The 19,705-nt window shown below is 67.9% G+C and carries 15 protein-coding genes; 7 read left to right on the plus strand and 8 right to left on the minus strand.

Annotated elements, in window-relative coordinates:
- Nucleotides 1-63 precede the first annotated feature (63 nt).
- The 7 genes from DID98_RS33715 to DID98_RS33745 form a co-directional block, all read right to left on the minus strand.
- The gene (locus DID98_RS33715; RefSeq protein ID WP_124572110.1) at nt 64-1,311 is read right to left on the minus strand and encodes an ROK family protein; all 1,248 of its coding nucleotides are present in this window, start codon (nt 1,309-1,311) and stop codon (nt 64-66) included.
- Between the two features lie 414 nt (nt 1,312-1,725).
- Complete coding sequence (locus DID98_RS33720; protein WP_124572111.1) at nt 1,726-2,556, minus strand: aldo/keto reductase; 831 nt, start codon at nt 2,554-2,556, stop codon at nt 1,726-1,728.
- 62 nt (nt 2,557-2,618) lie between these two features.
- Nucleotides 2,619-4,409 (minus strand): FAD-binding protein, encoded by a 1,791-nt coding sequence (locus DID98_RS33725; protein ID WP_124522690.1) that lies wholly within the window; start codon nt 4,407-4,409, stop codon nt 2,619-2,621.
- Between the two features lie 252 nt (nt 4,410-4,661).
- Nucleotides 4,662-5,504 carry a shikimate dehydrogenase gene (locus tag DID98_RS33730; protein WP_124572112.1) on the minus strand — a complete coding sequence of 281 codons (843 nt, stop codon included), beginning with the start codon at nt 5,502-5,504 and terminating at the stop codon, nt 4,662-4,664.
- Nucleotides 5,501-8,056, minus strand: a complete 2,556-nt coding sequence (locus tag DID98_RS33735; RefSeq protein WP_124572113.1) for a branched-chain amino acid ABC transporter ATP-binding protein/permease — start codon at nt 8,054-8,056, stop codon at nt 5,501-5,503. Before DID98_RS33735 ends, DID98_RS33730 begins: the two co-directional genes overlap by 4 nt.
- Nucleotides 8,053-8,922: a branched-chain amino acid ABC transporter permease gene (locus tag DID98_RS33740; protein ID WP_124572114.1), complete on the minus strand. Its 870-nt coding sequence runs from the start codon at nt 8,920-8,922 to the stop codon at nt 8,053-8,055. The genes DID98_RS33735 and DID98_RS33740 overlap by 4 nt, the downstream gene beginning before the upstream one ends.
- Nucleotides 8,923-9,030: 108 nt before the next feature.
- Complete coding sequence (locus tag DID98_RS33745) at nt 9,031-10,329, minus strand: ABC transporter substrate-binding protein (RefSeq protein WP_044848725.1); 1,299 nt, start codon at nt 10,327-10,329, stop codon at nt 9,031-9,033.
- A 214-nt stretch (nt 10,330-10,543) separates the two neighbouring features.
- On the opposite strand from DID98_RS33745, the gene DID98_RS33755 reads away from it, so the two are divergent.
- Complete coding sequence (locus DID98_RS33755) at nt 10,544-11,590, plus strand: Gfo/Idh/MocA family protein (protein ID WP_124530267.1); 1,047 nt, start codon at nt 10,544-10,546, stop codon at nt 11,588-11,590.
- Between the two features lie 21 nt (nt 11,591-11,611).
- Here the strand turns inward: DID98_RS33755 and DID98_RS33760 are convergent, their stop codons facing one another.
- The gene (locus DID98_RS33760; protein WP_044848723.1) at nt 11,612-12,508 is read right to left on the minus strand and encodes an NAD(P)-dependent oxidoreductase; all 897 of its coding nucleotides are present in this window, start codon (nt 12,506-12,508) and stop codon (nt 11,612-11,614) included.
- A gap of 138 nt (nt 12,509-12,646) precedes the next feature.
- Here DID98_RS33760 and DID98_RS33765 point away from each other — a divergent pair, with 138 nt between their 5' ends.
- From DID98_RS33765 to DID98_RS33790, 6 genes are all read left to right on the plus strand, one after another.
- Nucleotides 12,647-14,392, plus strand: a complete 1,746-nt coding sequence (locus DID98_RS33765; protein WP_124572115.1) for an FAD-dependent oxidoreductase — start codon at nt 12,647-12,649, stop codon at nt 14,390-14,392.
- Nucleotides 14,389-15,000, plus strand: a complete 612-nt coding sequence (locus DID98_RS33770; RefSeq protein WP_124530270.1) for an NIPSNAP family protein — start codon at nt 14,389-14,391, stop codon at nt 14,998-15,000. The genes DID98_RS33765 and DID98_RS33770 overlap by 4 nt, the downstream gene beginning before the upstream one ends.
- Before the next feature lie 39 nt (nt 15,001-15,039).
- Nucleotides 15,040-15,873, plus strand: a complete 834-nt coding sequence (locus DID98_RS33775; protein ID WP_124572116.1) for a sugar phosphate isomerase/epimerase — start codon at nt 15,040-15,042, stop codon at nt 15,871-15,873.
- Between the two features lie 115 nt (nt 15,874-15,988).
- On the plus strand, nt 15,989-17,395 hold the full coding sequence (locus DID98_RS33780; protein WP_124572117.1) for an MFS transporter: 1,407 nt from the start codon (nt 15,989-15,991) through the stop codon (nt 17,393-17,395).
- 108 nt (nt 17,396-17,503) lie between these two features.
- Nucleotides 17,504-18,367, plus strand: a complete 864-nt coding sequence (locus tag DID98_RS33785) for an IclR family transcriptional regulator (protein WP_124572118.1) — start codon at nt 17,504-17,506, stop codon at nt 18,365-18,367.
- 455 nt (nt 18,368-18,822) lie between these two features.
- Entirely contained in the window at nt 18,823-19,704 is an 882-nt protein-coding gene (locus tag DID98_RS33790; protein WP_124522710.1) for an NmrA family NAD(P)-binding protein, read from the plus strand.
- Nucleotide 19,705 lies beyond the last annotated feature (1 nt).

The raw sequence follows: 19,705 nt of genomic DNA on the forward strand, positions 1-19,705 counted from the left end.
AGCGCGCGCACGGCCGGGAAGGTCTTGCTGATGCCGCGCATCTCGAGCAGCGGCCGGGGGGACTCAGAACGCGACATAAGCGACCTCTTGCGTATCCAGGCCTGCACCGCGCAGGATGCCGGAGCGTGGTGAGAAATTGAAGAACATCGGCAGCGTCGCGGCGCCGATCGCGCCGGCGTCGGCGCCGAACGAGCCGCGCACGAGTTCCGGCGCGCTGCGGGCTTCCGGCGTGATGTCGGCGAGCGCCACGCCCAGGCGTTGCATGAGCGTGTCGAGCAGGCCGGCATCGACGTCCGAATCAAGGACGACGACCGGCAAATCGAGTACGGATAGCGCCCCGCGCAGCGCGAACGCGAGCGCATCGACGCAATCGTCGATCCATTCGTCGACGGCCGGCACGTTGCGTGCGATGCAGTCGTCGAGATCCGCGCGGTTCTCGACCTGCTCGCCGCAATGGCGGAGATGGCGAATCAGCGCGCTCAACGACGCACGCGTCAGGAGGATGTCCCACGCGCCGTGCGGCGCGGGCGCCGAGCGCAGGCGGCTCGGGTGTACGGGCATCACGGCGAAATCGCCGGCGTTGCCGGTGCGGCCGTGCAGGCAGTCGCCGTCGATCGCGATCCCGCCGCCGATCACCGGTCCGAGGAACAGATAGACGAAATTGTCGCGTTGCCGGCCGCAGCCGTAAAAGAGCTCGGCGATGGCGGCCGCATTGCCGTCGTTTTCGCTGAACACCGGCAGCGGAATGACATTAGCGAGTTCCCGGGCCAGGTCGATCTCGGCCCACGCGCGGAAGGCTTCGGCCGGCAGGCCGAGTTCGCGCAGCCAGCTCCCCAGGTTGAACGGATGGGCCACGCCGACGCCCGCCAGCCGATCGCGATCCTGCGCGGGCAGCAGCAGTTGCATCTCTTCGATGTCGCTGCGAACCAGTTCGAGCACGGTCGCGGGCGGAGGGAGCAGGGTGTCGTGGGAGCGGCGGCCGATGATCTCGCCCGCGAAGTTGACCAGCGCCGTTTCGATGCGCATGCGGTCGATGCGGACGCCGATGCCGAATGCCCCATTCGGATCGAGACGAATCAGCGACGCCGGCTGGCCGCGCTGGCCTTCGGTGCGGCCGGCGAATTCGATCAGTTTCGCGTCGGCGAGCGACGCGATGATGCCGCCGACAGCCGCACTCGTCATGTTCGCGTGGCGGGCGAGGTCGGCCTTCGACGCGCTGCCGGTACGGCGCAGCGTCTTCAGCAAAAGGCGCTCGTTGTAACGGCGCACGTTGACCGAGTTGCTGCCCTGGCCGATGTGCGGGCTTCGCATGGCGTCTCCCTCCATGTGGCGCCGCTTTCGGCGCATTAAATAAATCAAGTTGATTTATTTAAGCATGCGTTCGGCGTCCAGTCAGTTAGGTAAACCCCGGAAAGACGTGCTTGCGGAAGATGGCGGGTGCCAGGTCTCGATCGGTGTTGACCGGCACAAATTCTGATTTATGGGGCCGGATTTGAATGCCTTGCGGGCATTGGCTCGCGGTGCAGGCGCGATGCAAAGCCCCAGTGCTGGCCAGTGCGATCTCCGGTCTGTCGGCGTCGAGCGATTCGTCGACGCCGATCGGGTTCCGGCGCCCGTGATCGGGCCGGCACCCAGGTGAAGGGGCCGCGCGGCGTGGGCGACAGGCGTGCCGAAGCCGCGATTTCATCCCGTGCCCGCAACGATTGCCGACCCACACGCCGTTCCTTACATGGCCGGATCCCACTGCGGCGCGAACGCCGGACTCACGAGCCGCTGATTCTTCGGCAGGCCGGCGATCAGCGCCCGATCAGCGTCGTCCAGGTTCACGTCGAGCGATGCCAGATTGGCGAGCTGATTGCGTTGCCCGGCCGCCTTCGGCACGGCGGCCACGTTCGGCTGGTCGAGCAGCCATTTCAGCGCCACCTGGCTCGGCAGCACGCGATGCTTGTCGGCGATCCGCTGCAGTTCCGGGATCTCCGACACGCGGTTGCGCGCGAGCGGGCTGTACGCGATCAGCGCCATGTCATGTTGGCGCGCGAATTGCAGCAGCCGCGCCTGACCGAGCAGCACGTGATACTCGACCTGTATCGCGGCCAGTGGCGCCTGCATCTGTTCGACGACGGCGCGCAACTGCGCAAGCGGAAAGTTCGCGACGCCGATCGCGCGGGCGCGTCCCTGCTCCTTGAACGAAACGAGCGTGTCGATCGTCTCGGCAAGATTCCAGTCGGGCGCCGGCCAGTGGATCAGGAACAGGTCCACGTAGTCGCAGCGCAGCGCGCGCAAGGTGTCGTCGAGCGATTGCCGCATGCGTTCGGGGTTCAACTGGTCCCACCATACCTTGCTGGTCACGTGAATCTGCTCGCGCGGGACGTTCGAAGCGGCGATGGCGTTGCCGACCGCCGCTTCGTTCTCGTACGCGGCTGCGGTATCGATATGGCGATAGCCCGACTCCAGTGCGAGCGCGACCGCGCGCGTGCATTCGTCGCCGAGCATGGGCCATGTGCCGAGCCCCAGTTTCGGCATGTTCAATCGATGGCGGTTGACGATGCGTTGCATGAACGACTCCTTCTCGATGGGGTGAGCCGGCGCGGCCTGCGCGTGCCGTGCCGGCGCGTTCGTCAGCGTTGCGCGCTGTCGCAGGTCGAGCGGTGCACCGCGGCTGCGGGTGATGTGCCCGTCGATGCCGCTTCGCGTCGCGCGACGAACTTCGCGATGCGCCAGCCGAATACGATGGCCGGGCCGAGCGTCGTGCCGGGGCCGGGGTACGTGCCGCGAAAGATCGACGCGAGATCGTTGCCGCACGCGAACAGGCCGGGGATCACGCGCCCGTCGACATCGATCACCTCGCCGTTCGCCGTGCCGCTCAACCCCGCGCTGCACGCGAGATCGGCCGGCCATACGGTCAGCGCGTAGTAAGGCCCCGCGCCGATCGGCCGGATGCACGGATTCGGCTGTTGGGCCGGATCGCCGTTGAAGCGGCTCATCGGGCTGCTGCCGCGCTGGAATGCCGGATCCTCGCCATTGGCGGCGTCGCGATTGTAGGTCGCGACGGTGCGCGCCAGGCCGTTCGCATCCACCTGCAACTTCGCCGCCAGCTCGGCCAGCGTTGCACCTTTCACCAGATAGCCGGCGCGTTCGAATTCGGCGATGCGGGCCGCACTGCGCGCCGGCATCAGCAGGCCGAGGCCATAGGTGCGAATGAACGCAGCATCGACGATCAGATGGGCCGGCACGCTCGGCCCGTTGCCGCTGTCGCGCAGCATGCCCATCACGAAGTCGTGGTATGAGTTCGATTCGTTGACGAAGCGCTCGCCGCGGCTGTTGACCGCGATGAGGCCGGGCTTCGCGCGATCGAGAATGATGTGCGGCCAGACGCTGTCGCCGTCGCTGCCCGTGGGGGCGCCCGGTGCGCGGCGGATCGAACACGGCATCCATAGCCCCGGGCTGTCGCCGCCGTTTTCGACCCGCGCATTGACGCGCTGTGCGCGGTCGACGCCGTCGCCGGTATGCGTATTCGGCGACAGCGACAGCGGCTGGGCCGCGGCAGGGAAGAACTGCCGGCGCAGCGACGGATGGCGCGTGATGCCGCCGGTCGCGAGCACCACGCCGCGCCGCGCGCCGATTCGCTTGCGACCGCCATCCGGTGTCGTGACGATGGCGCCGGTGACGCGGCCGTTCTCGCGTACCAGTTCGAGCAGCGGCGTGTCGAAGCGAATCTCGACCTGGCGTTTGAGCAGGCTGTAATAGAGCCGGGCGGCGAGCGCGTTGCCCATCACCAGCTGCGTGCCGCGCGGAAAGCGCAGGCGATCCATCGCATAGCGCCCGACGACCGTGATCGTGCGCTTGAAGTTCGCGACCGACGCGAACGGCGCGAGCAGCGCATTGAGGTCGGCGCGCGCGACCATCATGCCGCCGAGGCCCATGAATTCCTTGCGCGGCGGGCGCACGCGCGCGAACGCGCGGCCGAGCACGCGCGCATCGAACGGCGCGGGCACGAGCGCCCGGCCGCCGTAGGCCGCGCCCGGGCCGTTGACGTAATCCGGATGTGCGGTGGCGGCGACGAACTTCACGTCGCTGATGCGCGCGAGTTCGTCGATCGCGTCGGGGCCGCTTTGCAGAAATGCTTCGCGCGCGTCGTCGCCGCCGCGCGCGCCGACCACCGACTGCAGGAAGCGGCGCGCATCGTCGACGCTGTCGGGCACGCCCGCGGCGACGCTCAAGCGTGTGCCCGGCACCCACGTCGTGCCGCCCGACGTGGACGTGATGCCGCCCACCGCGGCGGTTTTTTCGCAAATCAGGACGGCGAGCCCCTCGTGATGCGCGACGAGCGCGGCGGTCATGCCCGCCGCACCTGCGCCGAACACCAGCAGGTCCACCTCTTCGTCCCAACCCTGTTGCACTGCAGCCATGTCCACGTCTCCTTCGTTTCGTTCCGCCGCACGTCCGGATTCGTGCGCGCGGCGGAAGAGGCTTCGATCTTTGTGGAATGTTATTCCAATAACAAAGAAAGTGGAATAGTGTTCCGAAATATGTCCGGAAGACGAGGCGCGACTTCATTCAGGGTGCACGATGCCTGCACCGGCTGCGCGTCGACGCCGGCGCGGCGGAAACGATTCGGCAGGCCGCGCCGCGCATGACGATCGCGACCTGTCCACATGCACTCAGGCGGCGGTATCGACCAGGAATGCGACCATTCGATCGCAGACCCGCGCGAACATCTGCGTGCCCGTGACGGTTCGGCAACCGCGGGCACGCGCCGCCTCGATGAACGGCGTGAGCGGCGGTTTCGTGACGACGTCGCCGACGAACGCGGTGGCCGGCACGCGCGAGACGTCGACGGGCAGCGGATCGTCCGGCCGCATGCCCATCGGCGACGCATTGACGATCACGTCGAACGATTCGGCTGCGACCTCCGCGGCGGCGACGCGCACCGTGCCGCGTTGCAGCGTGGCCAGCCGCTCGACCAGCGACGCGGTGCGGCCGGCATCGTTGTCGCGCACGTCGAGCGACGTGACACCCGCCATCACCAGCGCATGGCCGATTGCCGAGCCTGCGCCGCCCGCGCCGACCAGCAGTGCGCGCTTGCCGCGCAGGTCGCAGCCTTCGTCGCCGAGCGCGGCGACGAAACCGGTGCCGTCGAACATGCCGCCGTGCCAGCCGCCTTCGGCGGTGCGTCGCAGCGTATTCGCCGCGCCGAGGAATGCCGCTTCATCGGACAGGCGCGAGCAGAACCCGGCGGCGCTGAATTTGTGCGGCACGGTGATGATCACGCCGTCGACGTTGCGCATCGGTGTGATGCCCGCGAAGAACGCCGCAAGATCGGCCGGTGCGACATGAGCGGGAACGACCAGCGCGTCGAGTCCGGCCTCGCGCAGCGCGGCCGTCACGCCTTTCGGCGAACGGACCTGCGCGATCGGATCGCCGACGATGAAATGAATGCGGGTCGCACCGCTCAGGCCTTCGTCGAGCGAAACCGGGGCGGTCGGGGTCAAGGGGGCTGTCATGCTGTTTTCATCTCCTGGGTTGAACCGGCCTCGTCGTGTACGATGCCGAGCAATTTCGCCTGGGTGGCGGTGTCCTGTTCGAGCGCGACCGCGCTGCTTTCGTGCGCGACGCGACCGTTGACGAGCACGTACGCGCGATCCGCGATCGGCAGCACCATGTCGGCCTGGTGCTCGACGATCACGACGCTCGCGCGCTCGCGCAGCTTGACTACCGCGTCGAGCACTTCCTGTACGACGGCGGGCGCGAGCCCCTCGAACGGTTCGTCGAGCAGGATCGCCTTCGCCGGCGCCATCAGCGCGCGCGCGATCGCCACCATCTGTCGTTCGCCGCCGGACAGATGTTCGGCGCGCGCATCCTTGCGCGTCGCGAGTCGCGGGAACAGCGCGAACATCTCGTCGACGCTCGCGCCGCCCTTGCGTGCGGCGAGCCGCAGGTTCTCGGCGACCGTGAGGTTCGGGAACAGGCGGCGGCCCTCGGGCACCATCGCGAGGCCGAGTCGATTGATCTCGTGCGCGGGGCGCCCGGTGATGTCGTGGCCGTCGAACACGATGCGCCCGGCCGTCACGTCGGCGACGCCGGTCGCGGCGCGCAACGTCGTCGTCTTGCCGACGCCGTTGCGTCCGAGGATCGCAATCACTTCGCCTTCGTGGAGCGCGAGGTCGATGCCGTCGAGGATCGTGTTGCCGGTATAACCGGCCTTCACGCCTTCGAGGCGCAGCAGCGGGCGTCGCGCCGGTGCGGCATCTTCGTGCTGTGCGCCGCGTCGGGCGGCCAGCCTCGCATCGACCGGCCGCTCGCCCTTCGCGTGGCCCAGGTAGGCTTCGATCACCTCGGGATGGCGCGCGACTTCGGCCGGCGAGCCGTCGGCGATCAGGCGGCCGCGATGGAGCACGCTGACGCGATCGGAAATCGTCAGCACGCGATCGATGTCGTGCTCGATCAGCAGCACCGCGTGATGGTTCGCCAGCACGCGGATGATCGCCGCCACGCGCACGCGGTCGGCTTCGGCAAGCCCCGCGAGCGGCTCGTCGAGCAGCAGCAGGCGTGCGCGAGTCGCGAGCGACAGCGCGATTTCGAGCAGGCGCTGCTCGCCGTGCGACAGGCTTTCGCAACCATGCGCCGCGCGCTCGGTCAGCCCGACCGCCGCGAGCAGCGACCAGGTCATCTCGTTCTGTTCGCCGAGCGTGTGCGCGTCGCGCCACAGGCCGAGGCGATCGTGCTGCGCGGCCTGCACCGCGACGCGCACGTTCTCGAACACGGTGAGATTGCGAAATACGCTGAGGATCTGGAACGAGCGACTCATGCCGAGCCGCACGCGGCGGAACATGGCGAGCTTCGTCACGTCCTTGCCGTCGAACGTGATCGTGCCGGCCGTCGGCGACAGCACGCCCGTCAGCATGTTGAAGAACGTGGTCTTGCCCGCGCCGTTCGGGCCGATGAAGCTGTGCAGCCGGCACGGATGGACGTCGAGGTCGATCCGTTCGGCGGTCACGAGCGAGCCGAAACGCTTCGACAATCCGCGCACGCTCAGCACGGGCGTGGCGGGATCGGTCTCGACGCCGCCCGCGCGATACGGCGCGATCGTGGCGGGGCGCACGGGAATCGTGTCGCGCACGAGGGTCCAGCGCGGACGTCGCAACAGCCGCTGCGCGATGCCGTGGATGCCCTCGGGCGAGAAGAACGCGAACGCGATGACGATCGGCGCGAAGATCAGCCACCAGTGCTCGGTCAGGCTGCTGAGCTTGTCTTCGAGCAGGATGAACGCGATCGCGCCCCACAGCGGCCCGAGAAACTGGTGGACACCGCCGAGCACGGTCATCAGCAGGCTGTCGCCCGCGTGCTCCCAGCTCAGGTTGTTCGCGTACGCGCCCTGCAGCATCAGGCACAGCAGGCCGCCCGCGTAGCCGATCACCGCAGCCGAGATCACGAACGCGCGCAGCTTGAGCCGATACGTGTCGTAGCCGAGGCTCGCCGCGCGCTGCTCGTTGTCGCGCAGTGCCTGCAGCGCCCGTCCGAACGGCGCGTGCACGAGGCGCCATAGCAGACAGGCGATGGCGATCACCGTCACGCATGCGAATACGTGGAAGCCGACGGTCGTCGGGAAGGTCGGGCGCGGCACGTTCTGCAGGCCGTTTTCACCGCCGGTCACGTCGGTCCACTTGAACGCGATCTCGAACGCGATCTGCGAACAGGCGAGGGTGAGCAGCGAGAAGTAGAGCCCACGCCGGCGCAACACAACCGCGCCGATCAGCGCGGCGAGCACGGTCGTCACGATCACGGTGGCCGCCAGCGCGAGCAACTCGTTGCCCAGCACGCGCAGCAGCGACACGGCGACCAGGTACGTGGCCGTGCCGAAGAACACCGATGCGCCGAACGGGACGAGCCCCGTATACGCGACCAGCAGGTTCACGCCCATCCCGTAGAGCGTGTAGATCGCGATCTGGGTTGCGCGCTCGAGCGGCGTGCCGGTCGCGGTGAGGGCAAGCGACACGAGGACGAGCGCGGTGGTCAGCACTGCAACCGGATGGCGGGTCAGATAATCGAATTTCATTCGAAGCGCTCCCAGCGTTCACCAAACAGCCCGCGAGGGCGCACGAGAAGGACGAGTGCCATCAGCGCGTACATCGCGACCGACGAGCCCGCCGGAAAGAACTGGACGGCCAGCGCGGTTGCGATGCCGACCAGCAGGCCGGCGACCACCGCGCCGGCGAACGAGCCGAGCCCGCCGATCGTGACGATCACGAACGCGGGCATCACGGCGGTCGTCGCCATCCCCGGCGTGACCGTGACGAGCGGTGCCGCGAGCACGCCCGCGGCACCCGCGAGCAGCGCGCCGAGCGCGAACGCGCCGGTCAGCACGCGCGGCAGGTTGATGCCGAGCAGGCCGACCATTTCAGGATCGCGGCTGCCGGCGCGCAGGATCCGCCCGTATGGCGTGTAGTTCATGAACCACCACAGCACGACGAGGATCGCGATCGTCGCGGCGAGCACGAACAGCCGATACTTCGTGATCAGCAGCGGCCCGTATACGAGAAACCCGTTGAGCATCCCGGGCGGACTGAACGGCAGCCCGCCCGCGCCCCACACGAGGCGAACCAGTGCGGTGAGCAGCAGCGACAGCGCGAACGTGACGATCAGGCCGAGGAGCGGCTCCTTGCCGTACAGGCGCCGGATGAACACCAATTCGATCAGCACGCCCACCGCCGCGACGAGCACCGGTGCGAGCGCGACGGCGGCCCATCCGAACTGCGTCGACAGTGCGATCGCGAAATACGCGCCGAGCGCGAAGAGCGCGCCATGCGCGAAATTCACGATGCCCAGCAGCCCGCAGATGATCGACAGTCCGATCGCGAGCAATACATAGAGGAACCCCAGCACCAGTCCGTTGGCGACCTGGGACAACAACATTTCAGCCATGCCCTTACTCCAGAGTGCGGCTCGCCGCGCCGCGCCGCGGCCCGTCGTGACGGGCGAGCGGCGGGCCGCGACGCGCGCGGGATACGCTTGGGGCGGCGGCGCGCGGGCTCAGCGCGCGGCCATCTTGCAACCGATCTCCTCGCGTGTGCCGAAGAGACGGTCGAGGTCGCCGGGGTTCTGCGGCACGACGGAGATCGGGTCGAGCCAGTCCCATTTGTCGCCGATCCGGTCCTTCACCTTGAACACGCTCCAGCGCCGCAACAACTGGTGGTCCCACGGGCGGAAGTAGGCGGCGCCGCTGCCGTCGGCGAGCTGAATGGTCTCCAGGCTCTGCACGATGTCCGCGCCGGACGTGCTCTTCGCGTGGTTGATCGCCTGCAGCAGTGCGCGCGCCGTGAACCAGCCGATCCAGGCCTTGTCGGCCGGCGGCTTGCCGTACTTCGCCGTGTACTTCCTGATGAACGCAACTTCTTCCGGCGCATGGCCCGGCGAGCTGAAATGCCACGGCTTGCCGTAGTAGCCGGTGGCGGCGTCGGCGTTGATCGACCAGAGATCCGAGTCGCCGATGATCGGGCACGCCACCGGGATGCGGCCTTTCATGCCCATTTCCGCATATTGCTTCAGGAACGTCGACAGGTCGCCGCCCGGCAGCCCGAGCAGCACGACATCGGGTTTCGACTGGCGGATCTTCAGGATGAACGAGCTGAAGTCGGTGGTGTTGAGCGGCGTGACGTCGGCGCCGGTGATGACGCCGCCGGCCTGTTTCAACAAGTCGGACATCGCGCGCTGAATGTCCTGCCCGTACGCATAGTTCGCGACGAGGAAGTGCCATTTCTTGCCGATCGCGAGCATCGACGGCGCGAGTGCGCGGCATGCGACGGGCGTCGGGCTCAGCACGCGGAACGTGTACGGGTTGCAACTGCTGCCGGTCAGCTCGCGCGCGGCGGCGTTCGGCGCGATGTAAGGCGTCCTGGTGCGCCATGCGACCGACGACATCGCGAGCGACGTGCCGCTGTTCGTGCCGCCGATCACCGCGATCGCGTGGTCCTGCTCGACGAGCTTCTGCATGTTCTGCTGCGCCGACTGCGGGTTCGGTTCGTCGTACCAGACGAGATCGACGCGCCGGCCGCGCGCCTGGTTGCCCGCCTCGTCGAGCGCGAGCTTGACGCCGTTCGCGATCACTTCGCCTTGTTCGGTCCACACACCCTGCTTGGCCATCAGCAGGCCCAGCTTCAGCGGTTGCTCGCCCTGCGCGCGCACGATCGCCGGCGCGGCGAGCGCCGCGGCCCCGCCCGCGAGCGCCTTGCCCGCGGTGACGAGCCACGCGCGGCGCGACGCCGCCGGGTGGTCAGGCACGTCTGCCGGGGCGCCGGAAAGGGTGTCGTTCTGCTCGTGCTGATCAGTCATGTGTCTGGCCTCCTGTTTCCTGGTCAAGGTTCGATTCCGTGCGGTCCGTGGGCGGGCCGCGCGACACGTGTCGAATTTTCGTGAATTCTGGTTAGAAGTGGAATAGCATTCAACAATCAAAGATGGTTTCAATAAATCGGGGTATTCACCCGGTCGATCCGGAAGACGAACGGCTCGACGCGACACGTACGCCCCGCACAACGGAGATGAAGCGATGGCAAGAAGACGGCTGGCAGTGATCGGTGCAGGCGCAATCGGGCGGATGCACGTGGAGCGCGCGCGCACGCATGCGCAGGTGGAAGTCGCGGCGATCGCCGATCCGTCGCCGGCGGCCGAGCAGTTCGCGCGTGCCGAGGGGCTGCGCTGGTTCGCCGACTACGCGACGATGCTCGACGCGATGCGCCCGGACGGCGCGATCGTCGCGACGCCGAATGCGACGCATGTCGAGGTCGGCCTTGCCTGCATCGCGCGCGGCGTGCCGGCGCTGATCGAGAAGCCGGTGTCGGACAGCGTCGCGGCGGCGGCGGGCCTCGGTCGCGCCGCACGCGAGGCCGGTGTGCCGCTGCTGGTCGGCCATCATCGCCGCCACAATCCGGTCTTGCGGCGCGCGCGAGAGATCGTGCAGTCGGGGCGGCTCGGCAAACCCGTCGCGGCCAATGCGCTCGCGACGTTCTACAAGCCCGACGCGTATTTCGACATCGAATGGCGTCGTCGCGCGGGCGGCGGCCCGGTGTTGATCAACCTGATTCACGACATCGACATCATGCGGTTCCTGCTCGGCGAGATCGTCGAGGTGCAGGCCCAGGCGTCCAATCGCGTGCGCGGTTTCGACGTGGAAGACACGGCCGCCGTGCTGCTGCGCTTCGACAGCGGCGCGCTCGGCACGCTGGCCGTGTCCGACTGCGCGACCTCGCCGTGGAACTGGGATCTCGCGGCGGGCGAGGCCGCGCACTATCCGCGCCAGCAGGTGAACACGCATTTCCTGATCGGCACCGATGCCTCGCTCACGCTGCCGCAGCTCGATCTGTGGGAATACCGCAGCGGGAAGGGCTGGCACGATCCATTGACGGTCGAGCGCTGCACGCCGCATGGCGCCGATCCGTATCACGAGCAGTTGCGCCACTTCGCGGCGGTGATCGCGGGCGCCGAGGCGCCGCTGTGTCCGGCCGACGACGCCGCGCGCACGCTCGCGGCGACGCTCGCCGTGCATCGCGCGGCTGCGACGCGCACGGGCGTTGCACCCGCGGACGTCGTCGCGTAGCCGCGGGTAGCGGGCGCCGGCCTAGCGCTGGCGCCGGTAGAACGCCACCGTCTGCCGCAGTCCGTCGTCGAGCGCGGTCCGCGGCAGGCCGGGCAGCAGGCGGTCGAGCGCGGGGTCGTCGGGGAATGCCGTCGCGATCGGCAGCGGCGGGCCGCCGGCATCGATGTGCGCACCCGGCACGAGGGCCGCGATCCGTTCGATCAGCGTGTTCACCGGGGTGATCTCGCCCGCCAGCGTGAAGGCGTGTGCGCCTTCGATGTCGGCCAGCAGCGCGGCCTCGTAAGCGGCGGCGACGTCGTCGGCGAACACGAGGCCCGTCGCGCCGGTAAATGGAATCGTGTAGCGCTCGCCGCGCGCGGCCGCCCGACAGGCCAGGCTCGGCCCCGCGCTCGATCCGGTCTCGCGTCCGGCCCCATAGACCACGAGCGGACGGAAGCCCACGCTCGCGATCCCGTGGTCGTGCCAGTACGCGCGTGCCGATCCTTCGCACGCCAGCTTGAACGCGCCGTAGTGGGTTTGCGGCAACGGCACGGCGCCGTCGTCGGGGCCGAATACGCCGGCGCTGCTCGCATAGAGCACGCGTCGCAGCCCGGCCGAGCGTGCGGCCTCGAATACGTTCAGCGTGCCGATCAGGTTGACCCGCGCGCCGCGCACGGGATCGGCCGCGCAGTCGGGCGTGAGGATGCCTGCGAGATGGATCGCCGCGTCGCAGCCGTCGAAGGCGTGCGCCGTGGCGGCCGCGTCGGCGATGTCGCCGGTGCGCCAGCGTACGGCCGCAGCCCGTTCGGGCGCGAGCGCCTCGACGAGGCGCGGGTTCGTGCGCACGTCGAAGCTCACGCATTCCATGCCGCGCGCCAGCAGCCTCCTGATGATCCATGCGCCGAGAAAACCGCTGCCGCCCGTTACCAGTACTCGCATTGCGTTGCCTCCCTGTCGTCACAAAGTCTTTGCGAAATCCGATTGAGTGGAATAGTATTCCACTTCGCAATGATATTCCATGTACGTCGCGATCGTGTCGCATCCGGCGTTGGAGATACTGAACGGGCAGGACTGAACATGAAGCGTGAACCGATACTCGATTGCGACGTGCTGGTACTGGGCTCCGGCGCGGGCGGCCTCGCGGCGGCCGTCACGGCGGCGGCGCGGGGCCTGGGCGTGATCGTCGCCGAGAAGGAGGCCGTGTTCGGCGGCACCACCGCGTGGTCGGGCGGATGGATGTGGATTCCGCGCAATCCGCTCGCGACACGTGCCGGCATTCGCGAGGACATCGATGCGCCGCGCACGTACCTGAAGAACGAGCTGGGCGCGCAGTTCGATGCGGCGAAGGCCGATGCGCTGCTCGAACGCGGCCCGGAGATGATCGAATTCTTCGAGCGGAACACGGCGCTGCGCTTCGTCGACGGCAACCGCATTCCCGATTTCCACACCACGCCGGGTGCCGGCACGGGCGGGCGCTCGGTCTGCGCGATGCCGTACGACGGCCGTGAACTGGGCCCGCTGATCGACAAGCTGCGCACACCGCTGTCGGTGACGACGCTCAAGGGGATGGCACTCGCGTCCGGCCAGGATCTCGCGCATTTCTATCGCGCGACGCGCTCGCTGAGCTCCGCGCTGCATGTCGGCCGCCGGCTGGCCGCGTTCGCGTGGCACAAGCTGCGTTACGGGCGCTCGATGCATCTCGTCAACGGCAATGCGCTCGTCGCGCGCCTGTTGAAGTCGGCCGCCGATCGCGGGGTCGACCTGCGCACCCATGCGAAGGCGATCGGCCTGCTGCGCGACGACGTGCGCGTGATCGGCGCCCGCGTGGCGATCGACGGCATCGTGCACGAGGTGCGCGCGGCGCGCGGCGTCGTGCTGGCTTGCGGAGGCTTCCCTCACGATCAGGCGCGGCGTGCGCAGACGTTCGCGTATACGCCGTCGGGCCGCGATCACTGGTCGGCGGCGCCGCTCTGCAATACCGGCGACGGGATCCGGCTCGGCGAATCGATCGGTGCGCATTTCGACCGGTCGCTCGATGCGCCGGCCGCGTGGGCGCCCGTTTCGCTGGTGCCGCAACCGGGCGGCGACGCCGTTGCGTTTCCGCATCTGATCGAACGCGCGAAGCCGGGCGTGATCGCGGTGACACGCGCGGGCAGGCGCTTCGTGAACGAGGCATCGTCGTATCACGACTTCATTGCCGCGCTGCTCGACACGACGCCGGCCGGCGAGGAAGTATGCGCGTGGCTCGTCTGCGACCATCGCTTTCAGCGGCGCTATGGGCTCGGTTTCTCGAAGCCGTTTCCGTTCCCGACCGGCCCGTACCGGCGCTCGGGCTATCTGAAGCGCGGCGCGACGCTCGACGCGCTCGCGCGCGAATGCGGAATCGACGCCGCTTCGCTGGTGGACACGGTATCGGCCTACAACCAGTACGCGAAGCAGGGTTGCGATCCGGCGTTTCACAAGGGCTCGACGCCGTACAACCGCGTGCAGGGCGATGCCGACCGGCAGCCGAACCCATGTCTCGCGCCGATCGACGCGGGGCCGTTCTATGCGGTGAAGCTGCTGCCGGGCAGCCTCGGCACGTTCGCGGGCCTGGCCACCGACCGCGACGCGCGCGTGCTCGACCACGCCGGCCGTGCGATCGCCGGCCTCTACGCGGTCGGCAACGATTCCGCCAGCATGATGGGCGGCTGCTATCCCAGCGGCGGCATCACACTCGGCCCGGCGATGACGTTCGGTTATCTCGCCGGCCTTTCTCTCGCCGACGCCGCGCCCGAATCCGCGCGTGCCGGCATCGATTCATCCTCGAGGACAACGCAATGAGACTGTATGACGTAGTGACGCTCACGGTGAAGATCGGCGCGAACGCGCAGGTCTTCGAAGGGATTCAGGCCAGCGGCGATCCGCACGGCGGCAGGCTGCTCGGCGCGTGGTACTCGGACATCGGCACGCTCGGTCAGGTGCTGGTGCTGCGCGGTTATGAATCGGAGGCCGCGCTCGTCGCCGAGCGCAAACGGATGCTGCTCGAAGGCAACCCGTTCCGCTGCGGCGAATCGATCATCGACGTGAAGACGGCCAGCTATGCGCTGTTCCCGTTCCTGCCGCCGATCGAACCGGCCGTGCACGGCGGCATCTACGAGATGCGCGTATATGGCACGAAGCTCGGCAGCCTGCAGCACACGATCGACGTGTGGGAGCAGGCGGTGCCGGAGCGCACCCGCCGCTCGCCGCTGGTCGGCGCGATGTATGCGCTCGACGGCGACACGCCGCGGTTCCTGAACATCTGGCCGTATGCGAGCGTGGACGAGCGCTCGCGCATTCGCGCCGAAGCGGTCAAGGACGGCATCTGGCCGCCGAAGGGCGGCCCGGCCCACCTCACGACCATGGAATCGACGATCTGCGTGCCCGCGCCGTTTTCGCCGTTGCGCTGAACGTGCCGCGTATTGCGCCATGACGCTCAAGGAGACGATATGACCCAGCCTCAATTCCGCGCGCTGTCGCTGTCGGCGCTGACCGTGCTCGAACTGAGCCCGCCGCAGATGGTGCGATGCGCCGTCGACGCCGGCTACGACTACGTCGGCCTGCGACTGCTGCCGGCCACCGACACCGAGGTTCGCCACGAGATCGTCGGCGATACGCCGCTCAGGCGCGAAACGCTGGCGGTCCTGCGCGATACGGGCATGCGTGTGCTCGACGTCGAGATCGCGCGCCTGAAGCCCGATACCGACGTGACGCACTACCTGCCGATGCTCGAAACGGCGGCGGAGCTCGGCGCGCGCTACGTCCTCGTGGCCGGCAACGATCCCGACGAGGCGCGCACCGTCGACCGGCTCGGCCGGCTGTGCGACCTGGCCGCGCCGCTCGGCCTGTCGCCGTCGCTGGAGCCGATGCCGTGGACCGACGTGAAGGACATCGGCGCCGGCGCGCGCATCGTCGACGCGTGCGGCCGGCGCAACACCGGATTGATCGTCGATCCGATCCACTTCGATCGTACCGGCTCGTCGCTCGACGCGTTGCGCGCGTTGCCGCACGCGTACTTCGGCTACGTCCAGTTCTGCGATGCGCCGGCCGAACGACCGACCGACGTCGACACGCTGCTGTTCCAGGCACGCTGCGCGCGGATGGTGCCGGGCGAGGGCGGTCTCGACCTTGCGGGCATCCTGCGCGCGCTGCCCGCTCACCTGCCGGTGAGCGTCGAGGTGCCGAACGAAGCGTGGGCGAAGACGACGCCTGCCGTCGAGCGCGCGCGCCGCCTGCGTGAAGCCACCGTTGCCGTGATCGATGCGGCGGCCGTGCCGGCCTGATCGCGCGGCGGCCGCCTTCTCGACGCAACGGGCCCGATCGGCGCCAGGCATCGCGCCAGCGCGCGGATCGGGCATTCGATACGACAACAAGAACAGCATCTCCGGAGACATCAGCATGACTTCCTCGCAGACGGCCCGACGGCCGAAACATTTCATTCAGGATGGCGAATCGAAAGACACGCGCTCGCTCGACGTTCAGCAATTTCTCGATACGCGGCCGGTGGGCCGGTTCCAGTGGCTCGTGCTGGTGTTGTGCATGCTGATCGTGATGCTCGACGGGCTCGACACGGTAATGATCGGCTTCATCGCGCCGTCGATTTCCGGCGCGTGGTCGATTCCGCGTGACGCGCTGGGCCCCGTGATGAGCGGTGGCCTGCTCGGCCTCGCGTTCGGCGCGCTCACGGCCGGCCCGATGTCCGACCGCTTCGGCCGCAAGACGGTGATGGTCAGCGCGGTGATGTTCTTCGGCCTGTGGAGCATTGCATCGGCGTTTGCGACCGGCGTGGTGTCGCTGACGGTGCTGCGCTTCCTGACCGGCATCGGCCTGGGCGCGTCGATGCCGAATGCGGCCACGCTGATGGCTGAATATGCGCCGCCGCGGCGGCGCGCGCTGATGGTGACGGCCGTGTTCTGCGGCTTCACCTTCGGCGCGGCGGGCGGCGGTTTCGTGAGCGCGTGGATGATCGAAACGTGGGGCTGGCATTCGGTCCTGCTGCTCGGCGGCGTGCTGCCGATCGCGTACGTGCCCATCCTCGTCAAATGGCTGCCGGAATCGGCACGGTATCTCGCGCTGTCGGAGCGGCGCCGCGCACGGCTCATCGGCGTGCTGAATCGCATACAGCCGGCGGTCGCCGACGCACGGACGCGGTTCGTGTCCGCCGAACCGGCGCGCGACGTGCGTAGCCCCGTTCGCGCGATTCTGTCGCGCGAACATGCGTTCGGCACGGTGATGCTGTGGATCTGCTACTTCGCGGGATTGCTGACCGTCTATCTGCTCGGCAACTGGCTGCCGACGCTGATTCGCGGTCTGGGTTTTTCGCTGGCCGAGGCGGCGATCGTCGGCGCGCTGTTCCAGGCGGGCGGAACGGTCGGCTCGTTGCTGATCGGCTGGCAGATGGACCGGTTCAATCCGCACGCCGCGCTCGGCGCGACCGTGCTCGCCGGCGGCGCGCTGGCCTGGTACATGGGTGTGTCGGCTCATCCGTTCGGCGTCATCTGCGTGCTCGCGTTCGGCATCGGGTACTGCATGAACGGTTCGAATACGGGCTTCTGCGCGCTGGCGGCCGGCTCCTATCCGACCGAAATGCGGGCCACCGGGACGAGCTGGATGCTCGGGGTCGGCCGTTTCGGCGGCATCGCGGGCGCGATGCTGGGCGCGGCCATGCTCCATGCGAACTGGAGTTTCGGCCAGGTCTTCGCGGCGCTTGCGGTGCCGGCGGCCGTGGGCGGTGCAGCGGTGCTGCTCAAGGGCGCGCGCCATCGCGGGAGGTTCGTGGCAGTGAGCGGGGCTGCCGGCCACTGACGGCGAGCGCGGCGCCACGGTGGGGGGGCGGCGTCGCGCAAATTCTCTTGAATTCCAGTATGGAATTGTGTTCTTATTTGACATTCACCATACGGACGAGAAGGCGCCATGGCAGGAAATCTCGAGCGTGCGCTCGCAGTGCTGGAATTGCTGGCGAAGAACGGCGGCCGCATGCCGCTGGCCACCATTGCCGATACGCTGAACATTCCCCGCAGCGGCACGCATCGCCTGCTGTCGATGCTGATCGACGAGGGGTTCGTCCGTCAGGACGAGGAGCACGGCGAGTACATGCTGGCGCTGAAGCTGGTGTCGCTCGCGCTGATCTATTTGTCGACGAGCGGGGTATTCGACATTTCCCAGCCGGTGCTCGATCGCCTGGCCGAGTCGTCGGGCGAACTGGCACGGCTGGGCGTGGTCGAGGACGATCACATCACGTTCGTCGGCAAGGCGCAGGGTGCGAAGTCCGGGCTGCGTTACGACCCGGACATGGGCAGCCAGCCGCCGCTGCATTGCACCGCGAGCGGCCAGGCGTGGCTCGCGACGCTGCCCGACGAGCGCGCGATCGAACTGGTGTCGAGGCAGGGCGGCCTCGGCGCGAAGGCGCAGAATGTACCGCGCGCACCGAAGACGATCCAGCAGTTCCTGAAGGATCTGAATGGCGCGCGCGAGCGTGGCTACGGGATGGCGATCGAGACGTACGAGGTCGGCATGACGTCGATCGCGGCGGCCGTGCGCAATCCTGTCACGAACGAAGTGGTCGGTATCGTGAGCCTCGCCGGGCCGACGAGCCGCCTGCCGGAATCGCGCCTGAAGGAACTCGCGCCGCTATTGCTCGCGGCTGCGTCGGACATGAGCGCGGCCACGCTGGGTTCGCCGTGGTTCAAGCGGACGGGCACGGAGGCTGCCCCGGCGGAAGTGGCGCCGGTCGCGGCAGCAAAGGCGACGACGCGCAGGCGTGCTTCAAAGCGCTAGTGTGTCGCGCCGGGGGGTTGGCGCGACGCGTCTCATGTGCATCGTCGGTCAGTGAATTGCTGGCGATGACCGGCGCGAACGGCAATTTGCGGTTTGCAGCCGGTACGAATCCACGGGCAGATCGAATACTCGGGGCCCTTACTGATGATCTCCAGCGCCCTCGCCGCGCCACGGGAAATCACATCGTCGAATCGCACGGGCCCCTCTCTTCTCAAGGCGAGCAGACACTGAACATTCCGCCATCCAGGTAAGCCAGGACGATATCGACGCCTCTGGCGCTTTCAATCGCGGGACACCCTGCCCGGCCTCCTGTCGATGCTCGCTAGCAACGCCGTCTGCCGACCCGAGCATGATGTTATCCGGGGCCACAACAAAAAAACTTGACGATGAGAGCATATGCTCCTAATCTTCGTCTCAAGGGAGCATATGCTCTCACTTTCGAACGGAGCGAAGCGATGAACGAGCCTGAGATCCTTGTAAGCGGTGCAACCGGACGCACCGGCGGTATGGCCATTGACGAGCTGCTCAAGATGCACAAACGCGTGCGGGCCTATGTGCGCACGGATGATGATCGGGCGGCAGTCCTGAGGCAGCGCGGCGTCGATGTCGCGGTCGGCGACTTCACCGACATCGACGCGATTCGGGCAGCGATGGAAGGCATCCGCTCGGCGTATTTCCTTCATCCGATCGCGCCGGGAATCATCGGGGCCGCGGCGTATTTCGCGCAGGCAGCAAAGGAAGCGGGCGTCACGGCGATCGTCAACATGTCGCAGATTTCCGCGCGCCGGGAGTCGCTGAGCCACGCGGCACAGGATCACTGGGTCTCCGAGCAGGTCTTCGATTGGTCGGGTGTCGCGACGACGCATTTGCGCCCGACCTTCTTCGCCGATTGGCTCGTCTATCCGCATTTTGCGCGGGAGATATGGGCCACGAAGAAGATCGAATTTCCGTTTGGCGACGGCCGTCACGCGCCGATTGCCAGCGACGATCAGGGCCGCGTGATTGCCCACATCCTCGCCAGCCCCGAAGGCCACGAGGGCAAGACCTACACGCTCCACGGCCCCGTCGAGATGAACCACGTCGAGATCGCAGCCGCGATGAGCGAGGTTCTCGGCGCCCGGATCGAATACGCGCCGACTTCCATCGAGGCATTCCGGAACAAGATGGAAACCCTCTACAAGTTTCCGCCGTTCCTCACGCAGCATCTGGTCGAAGTCGCGCAGAACTACCACGACGGCATCTTCTCGGGCACCAACGACGTCGTCGAGAAGGTCACCGGAACGCCGCCGCTGTCGGTTCAGCAGTTCGTCGAGAAGTATCGGGCCGCATTCGTGTGAA

Source organism: Burkholderia sp. Bp8984 (assembly GCF_003853755.1).
In the GTDB taxonomy this organism is placed as follows: Bacteria; Pseudomonadota; Gammaproteobacteria; order Burkholderiales; family Burkholderiaceae; genus Burkholderia.

Excerpts from the sequence above, each read along its gene's own strand:
- DID98_RS33760 (WP_044848723.1), bottom strand. The coding sequence starts at position 12,508 with ATGCGAGTACTGGTAACGGGCGGCAGCGGTTTTCTCGGCGCATGGATC.
- DID98_RS33755 (WP_124530267.1), top strand. The coding sequence starts at position 10,544 with ATGGCAAGAAGACGGCTGGCAGTGATCGGTGCAGGCGCAATCGGGCGG.
- DID98_RS33740 (WP_124572114.1), bottom strand. The coding sequence starts at position 8,922 with ATGGCTGAAATGTTGTTGTCCCAGGTCGCCAACGGACTGGTGCTGGGG.
- DID98_RS33785 (WP_124572118.1), top strand. The coding sequence starts at position 17,504 with ATGGCAGGAAATCTCGAGCGTGCGCTCGCAGTGCTGGAATTGCTGGCG.
- DID98_RS33780 (WP_124572117.1), top strand. The coding sequence starts at position 15,989 with ATGACTTCCTCGCAGACGGCCCGACGGCCGAAACATTTCATTCAGGAT.
- DID98_RS33735 (WP_124572113.1), bottom strand. The coding sequence starts at position 8,056 with ATGAAATTCGATTATCTGACCCGCCATCCGGTTGCAGTGCTGACCACC.
- DID98_RS33765 (WP_124572115.1), top strand. The coding sequence starts at position 12,647 with ATGAAGCGTGAACCGATACTCGATTGCGACGTGCTGGTACTGGGCTCC.
- DID98_RS33725 (WP_124522690.1), bottom strand. The coding sequence starts at position 4,409 with ATGGCTGCAGTGCAACAGGGTTGGGACGAAGAGGTGGACCTGCTGGTG.
- DID98_RS33730 (WP_124572112.1), bottom strand. The coding sequence starts at position 5,504 with ATGACAGCCCCCTTGACCCCGACCGCCCCGGTTTCGCTCGACGAAGGC.
- DID98_RS33790 (WP_124522710.1), top strand. The coding sequence starts at position 18,823 with ATGAACGAGCCTGAGATCCTTGTAAGCGGTGCAACCGGACGCACCGGC.
- DID98_RS33775 (WP_124572116.1), top strand. The coding sequence starts at position 15,040 with ATGACCCAGCCTCAATTCCGCGCGCTGTCGCTGTCGGCGCTGACCGTG.
- DID98_RS33715 (WP_124572110.1), bottom strand. The coding sequence starts at position 1,311 with ATGCGAAGCCCGCACATCGGCCAGGGCAGCAACTCGGTCAACGTGCGC.
- DID98_RS33770 (WP_124530270.1), top strand. The coding sequence starts at position 14,389 with ATGAGACTGTATGACGTAGTGACGCTCACGGTGAAGATCGGCGCGAAC.
- DID98_RS33745 (WP_044848725.1), bottom strand. The coding sequence starts at position 10,329 with ATGACTGATCAGCACGAGCAGAACGACACCCTTTCCGGCGCCCCGGCA.
- DID98_RS33720 (WP_124572111.1), bottom strand. The coding sequence starts at position 2,556 with ATGCAACGCATCGTCAACCGCCATCGATTGAACATGCCGAAACTGGGG.